Below are 15,911 nucleotides of genomic sequence, written 5' to 3' on the forward strand. Positions count from 1 at the left end.
CCTGAGGGGCGGGGCTGCGCCCCAGCCCCCCACCCCCCTAGGGGCGCGGGGAACGGCGCAATCTTTTCGTCTTTAGGGGCGCGGGGAACGGCGCAGGCTCTTCGTCTTCAGGGGGCGCGGGGAACGGCGCAGGGTTTCAGCCGCTCCAGCCTCCGCCTACCGCCCGGCTCGCCAGGTACGAGTCGCGGAGCGCCTTGCGCAGGCCGGGGATCGTCTCGTCGTACCGGGCGGCGAGGGCCTTGAGCGCCGGCTTGTGCGCGCGCAGATCCGCGCGGCTCCATACGCAGGTGACCTCCAGCTCGACCGAGAGCACGGCCATGGCCAGTTCCTCCAGCGGGATCGCCGCCGGGTCGGTCCGGTCGAGGACGGTGCCGCGCACCCGTTCCTGGAGGGCGCGCACGTTCTCGGGCTGGGTGACGGTGACCCGGTCGGACGGGACGAGTCCCAGCACCTTGTTGCGGGTGACGGTGACCTCTCCCGCCGCGGCGAGCTGATCGCGTACCGGCTTCTCCGCGGTGTGCGCCTTGTTGTGCACGAACTGGAGCCAGCTCTTCGGCTTGTTGTCGGGCAGGTCGCTCCAGACCGAGGCGAGGAAGGAGTCGTCCGGCGTCCTCCCGGATGTGCGGATCACCTTCCCGCCGGTGGCGTCGAGGAGCCCGTCGCGGGCCAGTTCGGTCAGGGCGCCGGCGCGCAGCAACTGGCCTCGGCCCTGCAGGTTGTCGAGCTGGAACTTGCCCTTGTCCACGGTGTAGCAGAGCAGATAGAGGTGTTGCGGCAGGCCTTGGATCATGTCGTCTCCGTCTCGAAGCGCAGGTGTTCGGCCAGGAAGCGTTCCGCCGCGGTGTAGAGCGCGATCACGTTCTCCGGGTTCTCGATGGCGTGGCCCTCGTCCTCCATGACGATGTACTCGACGGGGACGTCCCGCGCACGGAGTGCTTCGACGAACCGGTCCGACTCGGCGAGGACGACCCGCGCGTCGTTGGCGCCGTGCACCACCATCAGCGGGGTGCGGACCTGGTCGACGCGGCTGATCGGGGAGCGGGCCAGCATGTCGGCCTCCTGCGCCGGGTCGGCGGGGTCGCCCACGTACGCGAACCAGTTGTGGGCGAGCATCGGTTTGACGAAGTCGGGCTGGCTGCGCATGAAGTTGGCCAGGTCCGAGACCCCGACGACGTCGATGGCGGCGGCGAAGACGTCCGGGGTGAACGTGATGCCGACCAGTGCCGCGTAGCCGCCGTAGGAACCGCCCATGATGGCCACGCGGTCCGGGTCCGCGTACCCCTGGTCGACGGCCCACCGCACGGCGTCGACGAGGTCGTCGTGCATCCTGCCCGCGAACTCCCCGATACCGGCCCTGGTGTGGGCCTTGCCGTAGCCGGTGGAGCCCCGGAAGTCGACCTGCAGCACCGCGCAGCCGCGGTGGGCGAAGAGCTGCGCGGCCGGGTTGTACCCCCAGCTGTCCCGGCTCCAGGGACCGCCGTGCACGAACAGCACCATCGGCAGCCCGGCCGGCTCGACGCCGACCGGCAGCGTCAGGTGCACGGGCAGGGTCAGTCCGTCGCGGGAGGTGATCGACAGCGTTCGCATCGGTGCCAGCGCTTCGGGGTCGAGGTCCGGCTTGGCCCGGTGGAGCAGACGGCTCTCGCCGGTGGCGTGGTCGTAGAGGAACGTGACGCCGGGGTCGCGGTCGTGGGTGAAGGAGGCCACCCACCGCTGCCCGCTCTCGTCGGAGGACACCCCGGCGAGATCACCGTCGGACAGCTTCTCCAGGTTCTCCAGTACGTCGGCGAAGTGCGGGTCCAGGGCGTGTACGACCTGTCGTTGGCCGAGATGGCGGACCGCGAGCAGTTCGCCCGTGCGGCGGCTGCGGATCAGCGGGGAGGGCAGGGCGGGAAAGACCCGGGCGCGGGTGTCCAGGTCGTACCGCGGGTGGGAGTCGACCTCGTGCTCCTCACCGGTGGCCAGGTCGAGCCGGGCCAGGCGCAGACGGTCGCTTCCCCGGTGCGAACCGAGCCACACCCCGGTGCCGTCCGGGGTGACCTCCAGGGGGTAGATGCCCAGCGGGGCGTCCCGTCCGGTGAACCGTGCGACGGGGGTCGGCGTACTCGTCGCCGCGTCCCACCGGGACAGCTCGATGTCGCCGTCGGCCGTCGTCGCCGTCGCGAACACTTCGCGCTCGCCGTACAGCCACCCGTCGACGTTGTTCCGCTCGTCGTCGTGACCGGGGTTGTGGGCGAGGGTCGTGAGGTCGCCGGTGGCGAGGTCCAGTTCGACCAGGTCGAACCGGGCGCGGTCGCGCAGGTTCAGCTGGGTGATCACCTTGCCGGGCCGCCCGGCGGGCAGGTCCACGCCGACGGCCCGCACCCCGGGCCAGGGCGTGAGGTCCACCGCGGGAGCGTCCGGGTCGTCCAGGTCGACGCGGTAGAGGTGCAGGTTCTCGTCGCCGCCCTGGTCGCGGCAGTAGAGGAGCAGGCGCGGGTCATGGGTCCAGTGGTAGCTCACCACTCCGCGGTCCTCGGTGGTCACGCACCGGGCGTCCCCCGGCGCGTCGACGCTCTCGATCCAGACGTTCATCCGGTTCCTCCACGGCGCCAGGTACGCCATGGTCCTGCCGTCCGGGGACAGGGTGGTCTTCGCGCGGGGCGGCGGGCCGAAGAACTCCTCGACCGAGATGGTCTCCCGCTGTGTCATGTGGGTCCCTTTCGTCCGTCTCCGGGGGCCTCCGGATGCCTTCGGATGCCTTCGACTGTCTCCGGCTGTCACTTAGTGACATCTGCGCTCAGTGACATCTGCTTCGAACCCACTCGCCCAAACCTCCACCCAGCATGTGACTCAGGTCACATGATGTTCCAGGTGCAAGAATGTCACTTACTGCCAACCCGTCATTAAGCGACAATCGACAGTGCACCTCACCCCAGACGACTCGGGAGAACTGACCACCATGAGGACCAAGAGCTTCCTGGAGACACAGTCCGACCCGTCCGGCACGCAGGCGGAGCAGCCCGGAACGCAGGCGGAGCAGCCCGCGCCCCGACAGCAGCCCTCGGTCCTCGACCAGGCGGGAGGCACCAAGGGGATCGTCTACTCGGCCCTGCCCGCGCTGGCGTTCGTCGTCGCCCACAACTTCAGCGGCACCGCGGTGTCGATCGCCGCCGCCCTCGGCGTCGCGGTGGTCATCGGCGTACTGCGCCTGGTGCGCGGGGAGTCGGTGCAGCCCGCGATCGGCGGTGTGTTCGGCGTCGTGATCGCCGCCGGCGTCGTCTGGTTCACCGGCTCCGCCAAGGACTACTTCCTCATCGGCATCTGGGCGAGCCTGGCGGGCGCCGTCCTGTTCCTCGCCTCCGTCCTGGTCCGGTGGCCGCTGGCCGGCGTGCTCTGGAACGCGGCCACCGGCAAGGGTCACGCCTGGCGCGCGGACAAGCGCTCGCGGTTCTACTACGACGTCGCCACGCTCGTGCTGGCCGCCGTCTTCGGTGCCCGATTCGCCGTCCAGGAGTACTTCTACGCGACCGACCAGGTCGGTTCGCTGGGCGCGGCCAAGATCGCCATGGGCTTCCCGCTGCTCGCCCTCGCCCTCCTGGTGGTCGCCTGGGCCGCTCGCAGCTCGAACAAGCGCCTGACGGCCATCGGCCTGCTGCCCGCCGAGCGGGGCTGACTCCTCGGCGACACTTGGTGTCAATATGTCACTGACCTGTCGGCGTCACGGACGGCCGTCACGTACACGTACACGGACACGTACAGGGACAGAGACACACGGACACGAGCGGAGGTGACCCGCGTGGAGACCGCCAAGCGCGGCAGGAGCGGCATGAGTGAGCAGCGGCGCCACCGGCTGCGCCTGGAGATCTCCCGGGAGGCGTCCCGGCTGTTCTGGGAACAGGGCGTGGACGCCACCAGCGGTGACCAGATCGCCGAGGCGGTGGGCCTGTCCACGCGCACCATCTGGCGTCACTTCCGCAGCAAGGAGAGCTGTGCCGAACCCATCGTCACGCAGGGCGTGGAATGGGAGATGAGCACACTGCGCGACTGGCCCGCCGAGCTCTCGCTCGAAGAGCGCTTCAGTACGGAGGCGCTCCGCTTCCAGCGTGAGTCCAGTGCCGTCGAACTGGCCGACAACGGGCTCGCGATCCGCATGATCCGGCTCGCCGACACGGAACCCGCCCTGCGGACCGCCTGGCTGATGGCCTGCGACCAGGTGGAGCGCGAGATGGCCGGGATCATCGCGAAGCGGCTGGGCCGCCCGGCCACGGACCTCCAGGTACGCCTGCACGCCGCGGCCGCCTCCGCCGCGATCCGCGTCCTCAACGAGGAGATCGGCGCGGCCCTCCTGGACGGCGCGGACCCCGCCCAGTTCGCCGACGCCCCCCAACGCCTGGCCCACGCGGTCCGAGAAGCCACAGGAGGAACGGTGGGAGACCCGGTCACCCCCTGACCCCCACAGAGACCGGCGCTGGCCTTTACCCCTCAGGGCCACGGGGAACGGCGCAGTCTTTGGCTTTCGCCCTTAAGGGGCGCGGGGAACGGCGCAATCCTTGACCCCCACCCCCCGACGGCCGCAGGGAACGTCACAACCCTCGGCCTTCGGCATTCAGGGGCGCGGGGAACTGCGCAACCAGCCCCCACCGGCCCGCAGAAGCAACGCAGCGCCAACTACCCCGCATCCAGCGCGGAGCGCCACTCACGAACCGCCGCCGCGGACACCACCCCCGCCCAACCCCCCACCCGCGCCGCACCCCCGATGTGGAACGCGTCCACACCCCCCGCCCGCAGCCGAGCGACATGGTCGAGACGCAACCCCCCGCCCACGAGGAGCTGAGGCTCGTACCCCGCCTCCCCCCGCCGCCCCGCCTCGGCGAGCAACGTCGGCAGCCCTTCGTCCACGCCTCCCACGGCCCCCGCCGTGAGATACGTGTCGAGCCCGGGGAGGTCGGACAGCCGCTTGCGCAGCGCGTCCCGGTCGGCCGCCCGGTCGATCGCCCGGTGGAACGTCCACCCGCAGCCGTCGAGTTCGGCGAGCACCGACTCCAGCGCGGCCAGATCGGGCTCCCCGTTCCCGTCCAGGAACCCGAGCACGAACTCGTCCGCCCCGGCCGCCCGCAGCTCCCGCGCCGCCCGTACGAGCTCCCGTACGTCCCCGGCCGCGAAACCGTCCGCCAGACGCAGCATGACGCGCAGCGAGATGCCGACGGCGGCCCGGATCCCGGCGAAGGTCTCGACCGGCGGGGTGAGCCCGTCGGCGGCCATGTCGGTGACGAGTTCCAGCCGGTCCGCGCCTCCGGCCTCGGCGGCGACCGCGTCCTCGACGTCGAGGGCGATCACCTCCAGGACTGCACGCTTGCTCATAGGACCTCTTCCCTCGGGCGGCTAAGAATGACGGGCTACAGGTCTAGTCCAATGCTCAGCCTACGCGACCGCCGTCGGCGAACCGGGGGCAGACACCGGGGCGGACACCGGGGCAGACACCGGGGCGGACAATGGACCGCATGGCCGATCCCGACGCCCTGCGCACCCGCTGGTCCCACACGCTCCACCGGAGCCGTGGAACGCAGACCCCCTCCCCCACCCACACCACTCCCGCCCCCTCGCCGGAGGCCTACGCCGACAACCTCCTCACCCGCTGGTCGGAGCCCCAGCGGCGCTACCACACCCTCGATCACCTCACGGCGGTGCTGGACCACGTCGACGTGCTGGAGAAGGCCGCGGACGACCCGGATCTGGTCCGGCTGGCGGCGTGGTTCCACGACGCGGTCTACCTCCCCGACCGCTCCGAGAACGAGGAACGCTCCGCCCGGCTCGCCGAGCGCGCGCTCCCCGAGGCCGGCCTCTCCGCCGCCGCCACGGCCGAGGTCGCCCGTCTCGTCCGGCTGACCATCACGCACGACCCGGCCGGCGACGACCCGAACGGCCAGGTCCTGTGCGACGCCGACCTCGCGATCCTCGCCTCGCCGCCGGACGCGTACGCCGCCTACACGGCAGCGGTCCGCGAGGAGTACGCCTTCGTGCCCCCGGACGCCTTCCGTGAGGGCCGCGCGGCGATCCTGCGCCAGCTCCTCGATCTGCCGCGCCTCTTCCACACCCCTTACGGGACAAGGGAATGGGAGGGCCCGGCCCGGCACAACCTGACGAGCGAGCTGACCCTGTTGACGGCCTGAACCCCACCCGGTGGAATGGGCTGTCCACCGTCGAGGTTGGCACTTGACATGCCCGTCCCCACGAGCTCCAGCTCACCCACGCCCGCCCGCACGCCACCGTCCGAGTCCGCGTCCAAGACCACGTCCAAGCCCGCGCCCATGCCCCTGGCCGTGTACATCCTCGGGCTCTCCGTCTTCGCCCTGGGCACCAGCGAGTTCATGCTCTCCGGGCTGCTGCCCGCGGTCGCGGACGACATGCACGTGTCCATTCCGCGCGCGGGCCTGCTGATATCCGCCTTCGCGGTCGGCATGGTCGTCGGAGCGCCCCTGCTGGCCGTGGCCACGCTCCGGCTGCCCCGCCGCACCACCCTCATCGCGCTCATCAGCGTCTTCGGCCTCGGCCAGATCGCGGGCGCCCTCGCCCCGAACTACACCGTGCTCTTCGTGTCCCGGGTCGTGAGCGCGCTGGCCTGCGCCGGCTTCTGGGCGGTCGGCGCGGCCGTCGCCGTCGCCATGGTCCCGGTGAACGCCCGTGCCCGCGCGCTCGCCGTGATGATCGGCGGCCTGTCGATCGCGAACGTCCTCGGCGTCCCGGCGGGCGCCTTCCTCGGTGAGAGCCTCGGCTGGCGCTCGGCGTTCTGGGCGGTCGGCGCGGCCAGCGCGGTCGCGCTCGTCGGAGTGGCCACGCTCATCCCGCGTATCCCTCTCCCCGACGAGAAGCCGCGGCTCAGGAACGAGCTGCGGATCTACCGCGACCGGCAGGTCTGGCTCACGATCTCGCTGATCGCGTTCTCCGCGGGCGGGGTGTTCTGCGCGTTCAGCTATCTCGCCCCGCTGCTCACGGACGTGGCCGGGCTCGACGAGGGCTGGGTGCCGGCGGTGCTCGCGCTGTTCGGGATCGGCGCGCTCCTCGGGACGACGATCGGCGGCCGGATCGCGGACGCGCACCTCTTCGGGGTGCTGCTGTCCGGCATCGCGGCCTCGACGGTCCTGCTCGTGACGCTGGCCCTGCTCGCCCAGTACGCCGTCGCGACGGCCGTCCTCGCCTTCCTCCTCGGCGTCTCCGCCTTCTACACCGCCCCGGCGCTCAACGCCCGGCTGTTCAACGTCGCGACCGCCGCCCCCACCCTGGCCGCCGCGACCACCACGGCCGCCTTCAACCTCGGCAACACCGGCGGCCCCTGGATCGGCGGCGCCGCCATCGACGCGGGCCTCGGCTTCGCCTCCCCCGCCTGGGCGGGAGCGGCCCTGACCGTCACGGCGGGCGTACTGACGGCGATCTCGCTGCGCCTGTACCGGCGCGCGACACCGTCGCGGGTGGTCACCGGGGCCGCACCCCGGACCGAGGTCGGGGCGGCCAAAATTACCGACCGCTCCGCGAACTGATCACCTATCCTCACCGGCATGCGAGCCATGGGTGGGGACCAGGTGGAAGAGGCCGTCTCGGGTGCGGTGACGGCCCTGCGGGGCGCGGTCGACCGGGACTGGGACGTCGAGGCGGGCCGCCTCGAATGGAGCTGCCGCAGGACGGCGGAGCACATCGCGTCGGACCTCGTCGCGTACGCGGGCCAGCTGGCGGGCCGCCCCGCCGACCGCTACGTACCCTTCGACATCACCTTCGAGGAGTGCGAGAACCCCGAGGACGTCCTCCAGGTCGTCGAGGCGACCGGTGCCCTCCTCGCCGCCGCCGTGCGGACCACCCCGCGGGAGGCGCGGGCCTTCCACCCGTACCCCTTCCGCAGCGCGAACCGTGAGGGCTTCGCCGCGATGGGTGTCGCCGAGGTGCTCCTGCACACGCACGACATCGCGGAGGGCCTGGGCATCGCGTACGAGCCGCCGGCCGCGCTCTGCGCCGACGTGCTGACCCGGATCTTCCCGCACGTGCGCCCCGAACCCGGCCCCGACCACTGGCGGACCCTCCTGTGGGCCACGGGCCGCGGCGAACTGCCCGGCCGGGCGCCCCTCGCCACCTGGCGGTGGAGCAACAACCTCGTCATACCGGCCGAGCGCCTCACCCTCCAGGGCGTCACCCCCGCAGCCGCAGCCGACCTCACCGCGGGTGGCACCGGCGGCTTCGAGTGGATCGAGGGCGGCCCCTTCCAGGGCACACGCGACGCCGCCAGCATGGTCGTCAAGGCGTACGAGGCCGGGGTGCACCGCCCCGAGTGGGGCATGTTCGTCCTCGTACGGCGTGCGGACGGCCGCGCGGTCGGCGGCATGGGCTTCCACGGCGCCCCGGACGACGAGGGCCGCGCCGAGGTCGGCTACGACCTGGCGGTATCGGCCCGCGGCAACGGTTACGCCACCGAGGCCCTGCGCGCCCTGTCCGCCCTGGCGCTCGCCCGCGACGACGTCTCCTACCTGCTCGCGACGGTCGACCGCACCAACTCGCCTTCCCAGGCCGTGATCTCACGCGCGGGCTTCACCCGGGTGGGCACGGTGGACGACGACGGCGAGCAGTACGCGTACGAGCTACGCGGCTGAGCCCGGTCGCCCCTTCGGCCTGCGCAGCCCGGACGCGTGGAGGATGCGTACGACCTCGCGGCTGCGGACCTGCACCGCACCCTCCCGTACGGCGTCCTCGTACCGGTGCGAGGGGATGTCGTAGTGGTCGCGCTCGAAGGCGCGGGCGGGGGCGCCAAGCCGCCGCGCGAACGCGTGAAGCTCGTCGAACGACACGTCACTCACCAGGTGGGACCACATGCGCCCGTGCCCCGGCCAGTCGGGCGGGTCGATGTAGACGGTCACGAAGAACTCGCTCCGCTTCCCAGGGCCGGGCCCAGCGCGCCCACCGGGGCGACGCTCACACCGGCCTTGTGACACACCCAGTGCGGGTCGGGCCCCAGCTCCGGCTCCACCTCCAGGGCGTGCGGATCACCGTCACCGCAGACGGGACAGAGCGGCCAGCGCCCGTACGTCTCCAGCAGCGCGTCCTGTACGTCCTGGGCGACCAGCCCGGCCACGTACTCCACGCCCTCGGGCCACTGCTCCACCCACCACCGCCGCTGCACGACGGACTCCTCGACCATCGACACGACATCGGCCTCCGCGACCTCCCCCGCCACAAGATCAGCAATAACAAGAGCCCGAGCCGCATGAAGAGCCCGTTCGAGCGGAGCGACGGATGATTCCATACACCCATTGTGCGCCAGCGGATTTCCCGGGCCGGCGGGCCCGTCAGGGGCGCGGGTCCTTCAGGGGCGCGGGTCCTTCAGGGGCGCGGGGAACGGCGCAATCTTTTTGCCTTTAGGGGCGCGGGGAACGGCGCAATCTTTCAAGGGGCGCGGGGAACCGCGCGACCAGCCCCAAGAACCCGCACCCGACACCCCACCCCTTGACCCTCCCCCCACCCGAAAATATCTTTCATACGTGACCCAAGAAGTGAAGGAAATTTTCGCGGGCGAACCCCCGCCACCCCCCGCAGCCCTCGCCGCAAAGGTCCGCACCCTGGCCCCCTCGATGACCCGCTCCATGCAGCGAGTGGCAGAGGCCGTGGCCCAAGACCCCGCAGGCTGCGCGGCCCTCACGGTCACGGGCCTCGCGGAACTGACCGGCACCAGCGAAGCGACGGTCGTCCGCACGGCCCGCCTCCTCGGCTACCCCGGCTACCGCGACCTGCGCCTCGCCCTCGCCGGCCTCGCCGCCCAGCAGCAGTCGGGCCGCGCGCCGGCCGTGACCGCCGACATCGCGGTCGACGACCCGATCGCGGACGTCGTCGCCAAGCTCGCGTACGACGAGCAGCAGACGCTCGCCGACACCGCCGCCGCACTGGACACGGTCCAGCTGGGCGCGGCGGTCGGCGCGCTCGCGGCGGCCCGCCGTATCGACGTGTACGGCGTCGGCGCGTCCGGGCTCGTCGCCCAGGACCTCACCCAGAAGCTGCTGCGTATCGGGCTGATAGCCCACGCCCACAACGACCCGCATCTCGCCGTGACCAACGCCGTGCAGTTGCGGGCCAAGGACGTGGCGATCGCGATCACGCACTCCGGGGCGACCGGCGACGTCATCGAGCCGTTGCGGGTCGCGTTCGAGCACGGGGCCACGACGATCGCGATCACGGGCCGGCCGGACGGGCCCGTGACCCAGTACGCGGATCACATCCTGACCACGTCCACGGCCCGGGAGAGCGAGTTGCGGCCGGCGGCGATGTCGTCCCGGACGAGCCAACTGCTGGTGGTGGACTGCCTGTTCATCGGTGTCGCCCAACGGACGTACGAGACGGCGGCGCCGGCGCTGTCCGCGTCGTACGAGGCGCTGGCCCACCGTCATCGGAGTACACCGCGGTAGGGAGGGCCGGGGGTTCGTCCGCGGGCCGGTGGGGGCCGATCGCGCCCACGCGGCGGAGCCGCATGCACGACACAGCCCCGCGCCCCTGAACCCACCCGCGCCCCTCAACGCACCCGCACCCGCACCCCCTCAACAAACCCGCACCAGAAAGAGTCGCCGTACATGACCTCAAGCGCCGACGCCGCCGACGCCCCCTCGTCCTCCGAGTACCGCAGTGTGCGGGCCGAGTTGGAGGGCCTGACCACGGAGGCGTTCCGCCCGGAGCACTCCGACATCGACCGACTGCCGACGCTGGACATCGCGAAGATCATGAACGGCGAGGACGCCACCGTGCCGACCGCCGTCGCCGCGCAGCTGCCGAACATCGCGGCCGCGATCGACGCGATCGCGGAGCGGATGGGGCGCGGCGGCCGGCTCGTCTACGCCGGCGCCGGCACCGCCGGACGGCTCGGCGTGCTGGACGCGTCCGAGTGCCCGCCGACGTTCAACACGGACCCGGCCGAGGTCGTCGGCCTGATCGCGGGCGGTCCGGCCGCGATGACGACGTCGGCCGAAGGGGCGGAGGACTCCGCGGAGCTGGCCGTCGAGGACCTGTCCGCGCTCGGCCTCACGGCGGACGACACGGTCGTCGGCGTCTCCGCCTCGGGCCGTACCCCGTACGCGATCGGGGCGGTCGAGCACGCCCGCGCGCTCGGCGCCCTCACGGTCGGCCTCTCCTGCAACGCGGACAGCGCGCTGGCGGCAGCGGCGGAGCACGGCATCGAGGTCGTGGTGGGTCCCGAACTGCTGACGGGCTCCACCCGGCTGAAGGCGGGCACGGCGCAGAAGCTCGTCCTGAACATGCTCTCGACGATCACGATGATCCGCCTGGGCAAGACGTACGGGAACCTGATGGTCGACGTACGCGCCTCGAACGAGAAGCTGCGGGCGCGTTCCCGCCGGATCGTCGCGCTCGCCACGGGTGCGTCCGACGAGGAGATCGAGGCGGCGCTGGCCGCGACGGACGGCGAGGTCAAGAACGCCATCCTCACGATCCTGGGCACCGTGGACGCCCCCACGGCCGCCCACCTCCTCAAAACGACAAACGGCCACCTACGCGAAGCCCTGGCAACAACCCACCGCCCGTGACGTCCCGCTTCGAGGGGCGCGGACGCTCTTAGGGGCGCGGGGAACGGCGCAGTCTTTTGCCGTCAGGGGCACGGGGAACGGCGCAGTCTTTCGTCTTCAGGGGCGCGGGGAACAGCACAATCCTTGCGCCCCTAAGGGGCGCGGGGAACGGCGCGACCAGCCCCCACGGACCCGCACCCGACAACCACACTCCACACTCCACACTGTCAGTGCCACATGCGACGCTGGTAAAGCCGTGAAGCCAATCGGAAGGGACCCCACGAGCCGTGAACCACGCGCAACTGACCGCCCTGGGCAGAGCCCTCCGCGTGCTGGGCGAGCACGGAGACGCCCTCTCCACCGAGATGCCCGACGCCAAGCTCCACGAGGTGAAGGCGGATCTGAAGCGCGCCCTGGACCTCCTGGACGAGACCGTCACCACCGCGGCCCCCACCACCCGCTGCGCGGAACACCCCACGGGCCCGGTGGACGAGGACGCCCCCGACCTGTGCCTGCTCTGCGAGACCCGCCGCCGCCTCGCGCGCCGCTCGAACGTCAACAACTCGTTCCAGGACTCCTACCCGCAGGGCCGCCCGACGGCCCCGGGCGAGGGTTCGGAACGGACCACGTCCCGTTACGGCGTCCGGGGCGACCGCCCCCAGCCCCAGCAGCGCTGGCTGCCGGAGATGTGGACCGGCCAGGCCTGGCAGCTGTGCGGCACGCCCCGCCGCGACAAGCAGGAGGCCGAGCTGTATCTCGCCGCACAGCGCCGCACCCCCCGCCCGAGCATGGCGTACCGGCTGGTGCACGAGTTCACGGACTACGAGGTGCTGCGCATCTGGGGCACGCCGGTGAAGGTCGACATCGAGCCGATGGGAAACCTCTAGCGCCGAACGGAGCCGGAACTAACGCAGGGGTCGGTGGCCCGAGACCTCCCCGATCCACTCGACGAAGGCACCCGGGTCCTGGTCGGCCCCATGCCCCGCGTCCCAGTAGTACGCGGTGTCGACGTCGTCACCCAGGCTCGTGAGACGGGCCGAGAGGTTGCCGGCGATCGAGAGCGAGGTGTCGGTGTCCTTGGTGCCGAGGCGTATCCACCAGTGCTTCGCCCGGTCGCGGTTGAGGTTCTCGACGAGGTGGTGCATCGGGTTCATCAGGTCGAGCTTGGCGGGGATGTCGGCGTCCAGGCGCGCGCTGTCGCCGCTCTCGTGCCGCAGGCTGTAGAGCGTGAAGTGGCGGGCCTTCGTGGTCCCCGTGCCGAACAGGTTGTTCTCGGGGGTGGCCAGGGTGAAGCCGTCGAACGACGGCGCGTTCTTCTTCCGGGCGCCCACGTGCGTGAGGAATCCGTCCCAGGAAAAGGCGGCCCGCCCACCTGAGCCGCCACCGGACGCACCGCCACCGGACACACGGCCTCCGGACCAGGTGATGAAGGGGTTCGCGGCGAGATAGGCGGCCCGGTCCGCGTCCGGCAGCGCCGCCAGGTACCGCGTGGCCGACGGCTCCAGATGCGTCCTCAGCAGGTACGCGTCCAGGTTGCGCGCGGTGAGGGCACCGAAGCCCTTCGCCCGCAGCCCGAGCGAGGCCAGGTGCTCGGCGTACGCGGCCCTCAGCTCCCCGGAGACGGTCGGATCGACCTGCGCGCCGCCGCTCAGCGGGTTGGCGCCCCAGCACCATTCGTACGCCATGTCGGCGTGTTCGAGGTCGATGATCGGGCACCACGCACCGGCGGCGAAGATCGCGTCGCTCGTGTCGGCCGCACCGATCGCCTTCAGGTACGGCTCGTAGAGCGGACTGTCACCGGACGCTCCGAGCAGCGCGGACAGCGCCCCGCCCGCGCTGACACCGGACGAGACGATCCGCCGTACGTCGCCGGGGACGCGGCCCCTGTTGAACTTCAGGTACCGCACGGCGGCCTTCAGGTCGACGATGACGGCCGGTGCCGTCCCGTAGTAGACCCCGGAGGCGTCGACGAGCGTACGACCGCGGGCGCCGGGCTCCACGACGACGTATCCGGCGGCGAGCGCGAGCGCCTGGCGGCTGGTTCCGCCGCCCATCCCGGAGGCGACGATGCCGGTGTTGTTCGCCACGGACGACGGCATGTACCCGCCGATGCCGTTGGCGAGGAGGATCGGCGCGCCCGTGGCGTCGACGGCCGTGCCGTCGATGCGCACCGGCACGCTGACGTTCAGGGACTGATAGGCCGCGTCGACCGGCGCGGCCACGTAGGAGGCCACCTTGTGGAAGCGGTACACGACCTCGTGGGCGACGCAGCCGGTGTCCTCGACGGTGAGGGTCGACTCGGTGTAGGCGTCCGGATCGAAGACGAGATCCGCCGAGGCCCCCGCCCCGGCCCCTCCCCCGGGCCGCCGGACCTGCGAGGCGGCGGCCCGCGCCCCGGAACCGAACCCCACCGCCGTCCCCACCGTCGCCGCGGTTGCCCCCATGACCACTGCTCTGCGCTTCACGTCCGTCTCCTGTCCTCAAGCACGGCTCGAAGCACCCAGTGCACCAGCCGTTCCTGAGGACTTCCCTGCCCCTCCGACGACACCAAAGGGAACCGGCCACCACCCCGAAAGCCCACGTCCTGCCTGCTCCACCGCCATACCGAACGAATCGCCCACAAAATTGTCAGCAATTTTGACGCAAATCCGCACGGCCCAACGCCCTACCCCAGCGGGCTCAGCCCCGCCACCGTCAAGCGGAACAAGCGGTCCGCCTCCGCCGCCGGGTTCGGGTGGTGTTCCGTGGCCAGCACGATGCCTACCGCGAGCGTGATCAGGTCGGCGACCGTGACGCCCGCCGCCACCGCGCCGTCCCGCGCGGCGCGTCGGAGCAGCGGGCCGCCCGCCTCCTCCAGCGACCGCGAGCACGAGTTCTCGTGCATCGGGTCGGCCGGAGAGCCGTCGTACGTCAACGCGGCGGCCAGCCCACGCGCGGAGACGCAGTAGGCGACGACGTCGCCCATCCACTCCAGCAGGGCGTCCCTGCTGTCGCCCTGGCCCGTCAGCTCCTCGGCGCGCACACAGAGCGCCTCGATCCGCGTCCGCGACACCGCTTCCAGCAGCGCGCGGCGCGTCGGGAAGTGCCGGCGGACCGTGGCGGACCCGACCCCCGCCGTGCGCGCGATCTGCTCCAGGGACGCGTCCGCCCCGTGCGCGGCGACCTCTTCCCCGGCCACCGCGAGGATGCGCGCGTAGTTGCGCCTGGCGTCGGCGCGCTGATGGTCGGGCATCGGATCTCACCTCGTGCTTTGTCAAACGGCGGGCCCCGCCATATCTTAGGCGAAGAGGAAACGGCGGGCCCCGCCGTTTTGATGCGTCAGCGCCTCCGAGGAGCATCCGCATGCCCAAGAACACCGGCTCAGACTCCGCACCCGTCCTGGTCACGGGCGCCACCGGCAGACAGGGCGGCGCCACCGCCCGCGCCCTGCTCACGGCGGGGATTCCCGTACGGGCGCTGGTACGCGACCCGACCACGGCCCGCGCCAAGTCCGTCGAGGCGCTCGGCGCGGAGCTGGTCACCGGCGATCTCCACGACCGCGACTCCGTGACGCGCGCGGCGGAAGGCGCCCGCGCGGTCTTCTCCGTACAGATGCCCGGCCTCACGGAGGACGGCTTCGACTTCGACGGGGAGGTGCGGCAGGGCGTCAACCTCATCGAGGGCGCCAGGGCGGCTGGTGTACCGCAGTTCGTGCACACCTCCGTCAGCGGTGCGGGTCAGCACACCGAGGACCCCGGCTGGGCCGAGGGCCGGTGGGCGTCGACGGCGGCCACGCTGGAGGCCAAGCGGGAGATCCAGGACCGGCTCCGCGAGGCGGGCTTCCCCCGCTGGACGCTGCTCAAGCCGGGCTTCTTCATGGAGAACTTCCTCCCCTCCATGCGGTTCCTGTTCCCGCGCGGGGTCGAGGGCGGCATCGTGAGCGTGCTCAAGCCCACGACCCACCTGTCGCTCGCCGCCGTGGACGACATCGGCACGGCGGCAGCCGCGGCCGTCGCCGCGCCGGAACGGTTCGACCGGGTCGAGCTGGAACTGGCCAGCGACTACCTGTCGATGGCGCGGATCGCCGAGATCCTCTCCCTGGCGCTGGGTACGCACCTGCCCGCGCCGGACATGACGGAGGAGCAGGCGCTGGCCGCGGGCATGCCGGCGATGGGTGCCTCGCACGAGCGGTTGAACGTGGTGGGTCAGCCGGGCCGTCCCCAGTACGCCCGCGACCTCGGCATCGAGCTGACCCCCTTCGAACGGTGGACAACCCAACACCTGACCCCGACGACCTGACCCCGCCCCTACCCTCCCCCGTCGTCCACACATGGGGGCTCCGCCCCCTCGCCCCCTTTTGCGCAGTTCCCCGCGCCCCTAGACACCTAGGGGCGCGGGGAACTGCGC

General features: G+C 71.8%; 16 protein-coding genes. 9 read left to right on the forward strand and 7 right to left on the reverse strand.

All coding sequences use genetic code 11. From position 1 onward, the window contains the following. Positions 1-136 precede the first annotated feature (136 nt). Both ACFVH5_RS40055 and ACFVH5_RS40060 read right to left on the reverse strand, forming a co-directional pair. Complete coding sequence (locus tag ACFVH5_RS40055; protein ID WP_385838619.1) at positions 137-790, reverse strand: GPP34 family phosphoprotein; 654 nt, start codon at positions 788-790, stop codon at positions 137-139. After that, positions 787-2,691 carry a S9 family peptidase gene (locus tag ACFVH5_RS40060; RefSeq protein ID WP_385838620.1) on the reverse strand — a complete coding sequence of 635 codons (1,905 nt, stop codon included), beginning with the start codon at positions 2,689-2,691 and terminating at the stop codon, positions 787-789. Before ACFVH5_RS40060 ends, ACFVH5_RS40055 begins: the two co-directional genes overlap by 4 nt. Before the next feature lie 250 nt (positions 2,692-2,941). Here ACFVH5_RS40060 and ACFVH5_RS40065 point away from each other — a divergent pair, with 250 nt between their 5' ends. Together ACFVH5_RS40065 and ACFVH5_RS40070 are read left to right on the forward strand one after the other, a co-directional pair. Then, complete coding sequence (locus ACFVH5_RS40065; protein WP_385838621.1) at positions 2,942-3,655, forward strand: DUF3159 domain-containing protein; 714 nt, start codon at positions 2,942-2,944, stop codon at positions 3,653-3,655. 123 nt (positions 3,656-3,778) lie between these two features. Beyond that, the gene (locus tag ACFVH5_RS40070) at positions 3,779-4,432 is read left to right on the forward strand and encodes a TetR/AcrR family transcriptional regulator (RefSeq protein WP_384811184.1); all 654 of its coding nucleotides are present in this window, start codon (positions 3,779-3,781) and stop codon (positions 4,430-4,432) included. 218 nt (positions 4,433-4,650) lie between these two features. On the opposite strand, the gene ACFVH5_RS40075 is transcribed toward ACFVH5_RS40070, so the two are convergent. Then, positions 4,651-5,343, reverse strand: coding sequence for a copper homeostasis protein CutC (locus ACFVH5_RS40075; RefSeq protein ID WP_384811182.1), 693 nt, complete (start codon positions 5,341-5,343; stop codon positions 4,651-4,653). A gap of 140 nt (positions 5,344-5,483) precedes the next feature. Between ACFVH5_RS40075 and ACFVH5_RS40080 the strand changes: the two genes are divergently transcribed. The 3 genes from ACFVH5_RS40080 to ACFVH5_RS40090 all read left to right on the forward strand — a co-directional run bounded on the left by ACFVH5_RS40080 (position 5,484) and on the right by ACFVH5_RS40090 (position 8,615). Then, positions 5,484-6,152, forward strand: coding sequence for a hypothetical protein (locus ACFVH5_RS40080; protein ID WP_385838622.1), 669 nt, complete (start codon positions 5,484-5,486; stop codon positions 6,150-6,152). Positions 6,153-6,290: 138 nt separating this feature from the next. After that, positions 6,291-7,517 carry a Cmx/CmrA family chloramphenicol efflux MFS transporter gene (locus tag ACFVH5_RS40085; protein ID WP_385838630.1) on the forward strand — a complete coding sequence of 409 codons (1,227 nt, stop codon included), beginning with the start codon at positions 6,291-6,293 and terminating at the stop codon, positions 7,515-7,517. A gap of 18 nt (positions 7,518-7,535) precedes the next feature. Beyond that, positions 7,536-8,615: a GNAT family N-acetyltransferase gene (locus tag ACFVH5_RS40090; RefSeq protein ID WP_385838623.1), complete on the forward strand. Its 1,080-nt coding sequence runs from the start codon at positions 7,536-7,538 to the stop codon at positions 8,613-8,615. Here ACFVH5_RS40090 and ACFVH5_RS40095 read toward each other — a convergent pair. Together ACFVH5_RS40095 and ACFVH5_RS40100 are read right to left on the reverse strand one after the other, a co-directional pair. Beyond that, positions 8,604-8,879, reverse strand: coding sequence for a DUF4031 domain-containing protein (locus ACFVH5_RS40095; protein ID WP_107015337.1), 276 nt, complete (start codon positions 8,877-8,879; stop codon positions 8,604-8,606). The two genes, ACFVH5_RS40090 and ACFVH5_RS40095, sit on opposite strands and share 12 nt — an antisense overlap. After that, positions 8,876-9,265: a hypothetical protein gene (locus ACFVH5_RS40100; protein ID WP_385838624.1), complete on the reverse strand. Its 390-nt coding sequence runs from the start codon at positions 9,263-9,265 to the stop codon at positions 8,876-8,878. Before ACFVH5_RS40100 ends, ACFVH5_RS40095 begins: the two co-directional genes overlap by 4 nt. 235 nt (positions 9,266-9,500) lie before the next feature. Between ACFVH5_RS40100 and ACFVH5_RS40105 the strand changes: the two genes are divergently transcribed. From ACFVH5_RS40105 to ACFVH5_RS40115, 3 genes are all read left to right on the forward strand, one after another. Beyond that, positions 9,501-10,418 carry a MurR/RpiR family transcriptional regulator gene (locus tag ACFVH5_RS40105; RefSeq protein WP_210881123.1) on the forward strand — a complete coding sequence of 306 codons (918 nt, stop codon included), beginning with the start codon at positions 9,501-9,503 and terminating at the stop codon, positions 10,416-10,418. Positions 10,419-10,580: 162 nt separating this feature from the next. Further along, positions 10,581-11,546, forward strand: coding sequence for an N-acetylmuramic acid 6-phosphate etherase (murQ, locus tag ACFVH5_RS40110; RefSeq protein WP_385838625.1), 966 nt, complete (start codon positions 10,581-10,583; stop codon positions 11,544-11,546). A 266-nt stretch (positions 11,547-11,812) separates the two neighbouring features. Continuing rightward, positions 11,813-12,412, forward strand: a complete 600-nt coding sequence (locus tag ACFVH5_RS40115) for a hypothetical protein (RefSeq protein WP_385838626.1) — start codon at positions 11,813-11,815, stop codon at positions 12,410-12,412. A gap of 18 nt (positions 12,413-12,430) precedes the next feature. On the opposite strand, the gene ACFVH5_RS40120 is transcribed toward ACFVH5_RS40115, so the two are convergent. Together ACFVH5_RS40120 and ACFVH5_RS40125 are read right to left on the reverse strand one after the other, a co-directional pair. Continuing rightward, the gene (locus ACFVH5_RS40120; protein ID WP_385838627.1) at positions 12,431-13,990 is read right to left on the reverse strand and encodes a subtype B tannase; all 1,560 of its coding nucleotides are present in this window, start codon (positions 13,988-13,990) and stop codon (positions 12,431-12,433) included. Between the two features lie 200 nt (positions 13,991-14,190). After that, complete coding sequence (locus ACFVH5_RS40125; RefSeq protein WP_385838628.1) at positions 14,191-14,757, reverse strand: TetR/AcrR family transcriptional regulator; 567 nt, start codon at positions 14,755-14,757, stop codon at positions 14,191-14,193. A gap of 110 nt (positions 14,758-14,867) precedes the next feature. Here ACFVH5_RS40125 and ACFVH5_RS40130 point away from each other — a divergent pair, with 110 nt between their 5' ends. Continuing rightward, positions 14,868-15,803, forward strand: coding sequence for an NmrA family NAD(P)-binding protein (locus ACFVH5_RS40130; RefSeq protein WP_385838629.1), 936 nt, complete (start codon positions 14,868-14,870; stop codon positions 15,801-15,803). The last annotated feature ends 108 nt before the right edge of the window (positions 15,804-15,911 follow it).

Source organism: Streptomyces sp. NPDC127119 (genome assembly GCF_042677425.1).
Classification (GTDB): domain Bacteria; phylum Actinomycetota; class Actinomycetes; order Streptomycetales; family Streptomycetaceae; genus Streptomyces.

Excerpts from the sequence above, each read along its gene's own strand:
- ACFVH5_RS40055 (WP_385838619.1), bottom strand. The coding sequence starts at position 790 with ATGATCCAAGGCCTGCCGCAACACCTCTATCTGCTCTGCTACACCGTG.
- ACFVH5_RS40060 (WP_385838620.1), bottom strand. The coding sequence starts at position 2,691 with ATGACACAGCGGGAGACCATCTCGGTCGAGGAGTTCTTCGGCCCGCCG.
- ACFVH5_RS40065 (WP_385838621.1), top strand. The coding sequence starts at position 2,942 with ATGAGGACCAAGAGCTTCCTGGAGACACAGTCCGACCCGTCCGGCACG.
- ACFVH5_RS40075 (WP_384811182.1), bottom strand. The coding sequence starts at position 5,343 with ATGAGCAAGCGTGCAGTCCTGGAGGTGATCGCCCTCGACGTCGAGGAC.
- ACFVH5_RS40080 (WP_385838622.1), top strand. The coding sequence starts at position 5,484 with ATGGCCGATCCCGACGCCCTGCGCACCCGCTGGTCCCACACGCTCCAC.
- ACFVH5_RS40085 (WP_385838630.1), top strand. The coding sequence starts at position 6,291 with ATGCCCCTGGCCGTGTACATCCTCGGGCTCTCCGTCTTCGCCCTGGGC.
- ACFVH5_RS40090 (WP_385838623.1), top strand. The coding sequence starts at position 7,536 with ATGCGAGCCATGGGTGGGGACCAGGTGGAAGAGGCCGTCTCGGGTGCG.
- ACFVH5_RS40100 (WP_385838624.1), bottom strand. The coding sequence starts at position 9,265 with ATGGAATCATCCGTCGCTCCGCTCGAACGGGCTCTTCATGCGGCTCGG.
- murQ (WP_385838625.1), top strand. The coding sequence starts at position 10,581 with ATGACCTCAAGCGCCGACGCCGCCGACGCCCCCTCGTCCTCCGAGTAC.
- ACFVH5_RS40125 (WP_385838628.1), bottom strand. The coding sequence starts at position 14,757 with ATGCCCGACCATCAGCGCGCCGACGCCAGGCGCAACTACGCGCGCATC.
- ACFVH5_RS40130 (WP_385838629.1), top strand. The coding sequence starts at position 14,868 with ATGCCCAAGAACACCGGCTCAGACTCCGCACCCGTCCTGGTCACGGGC.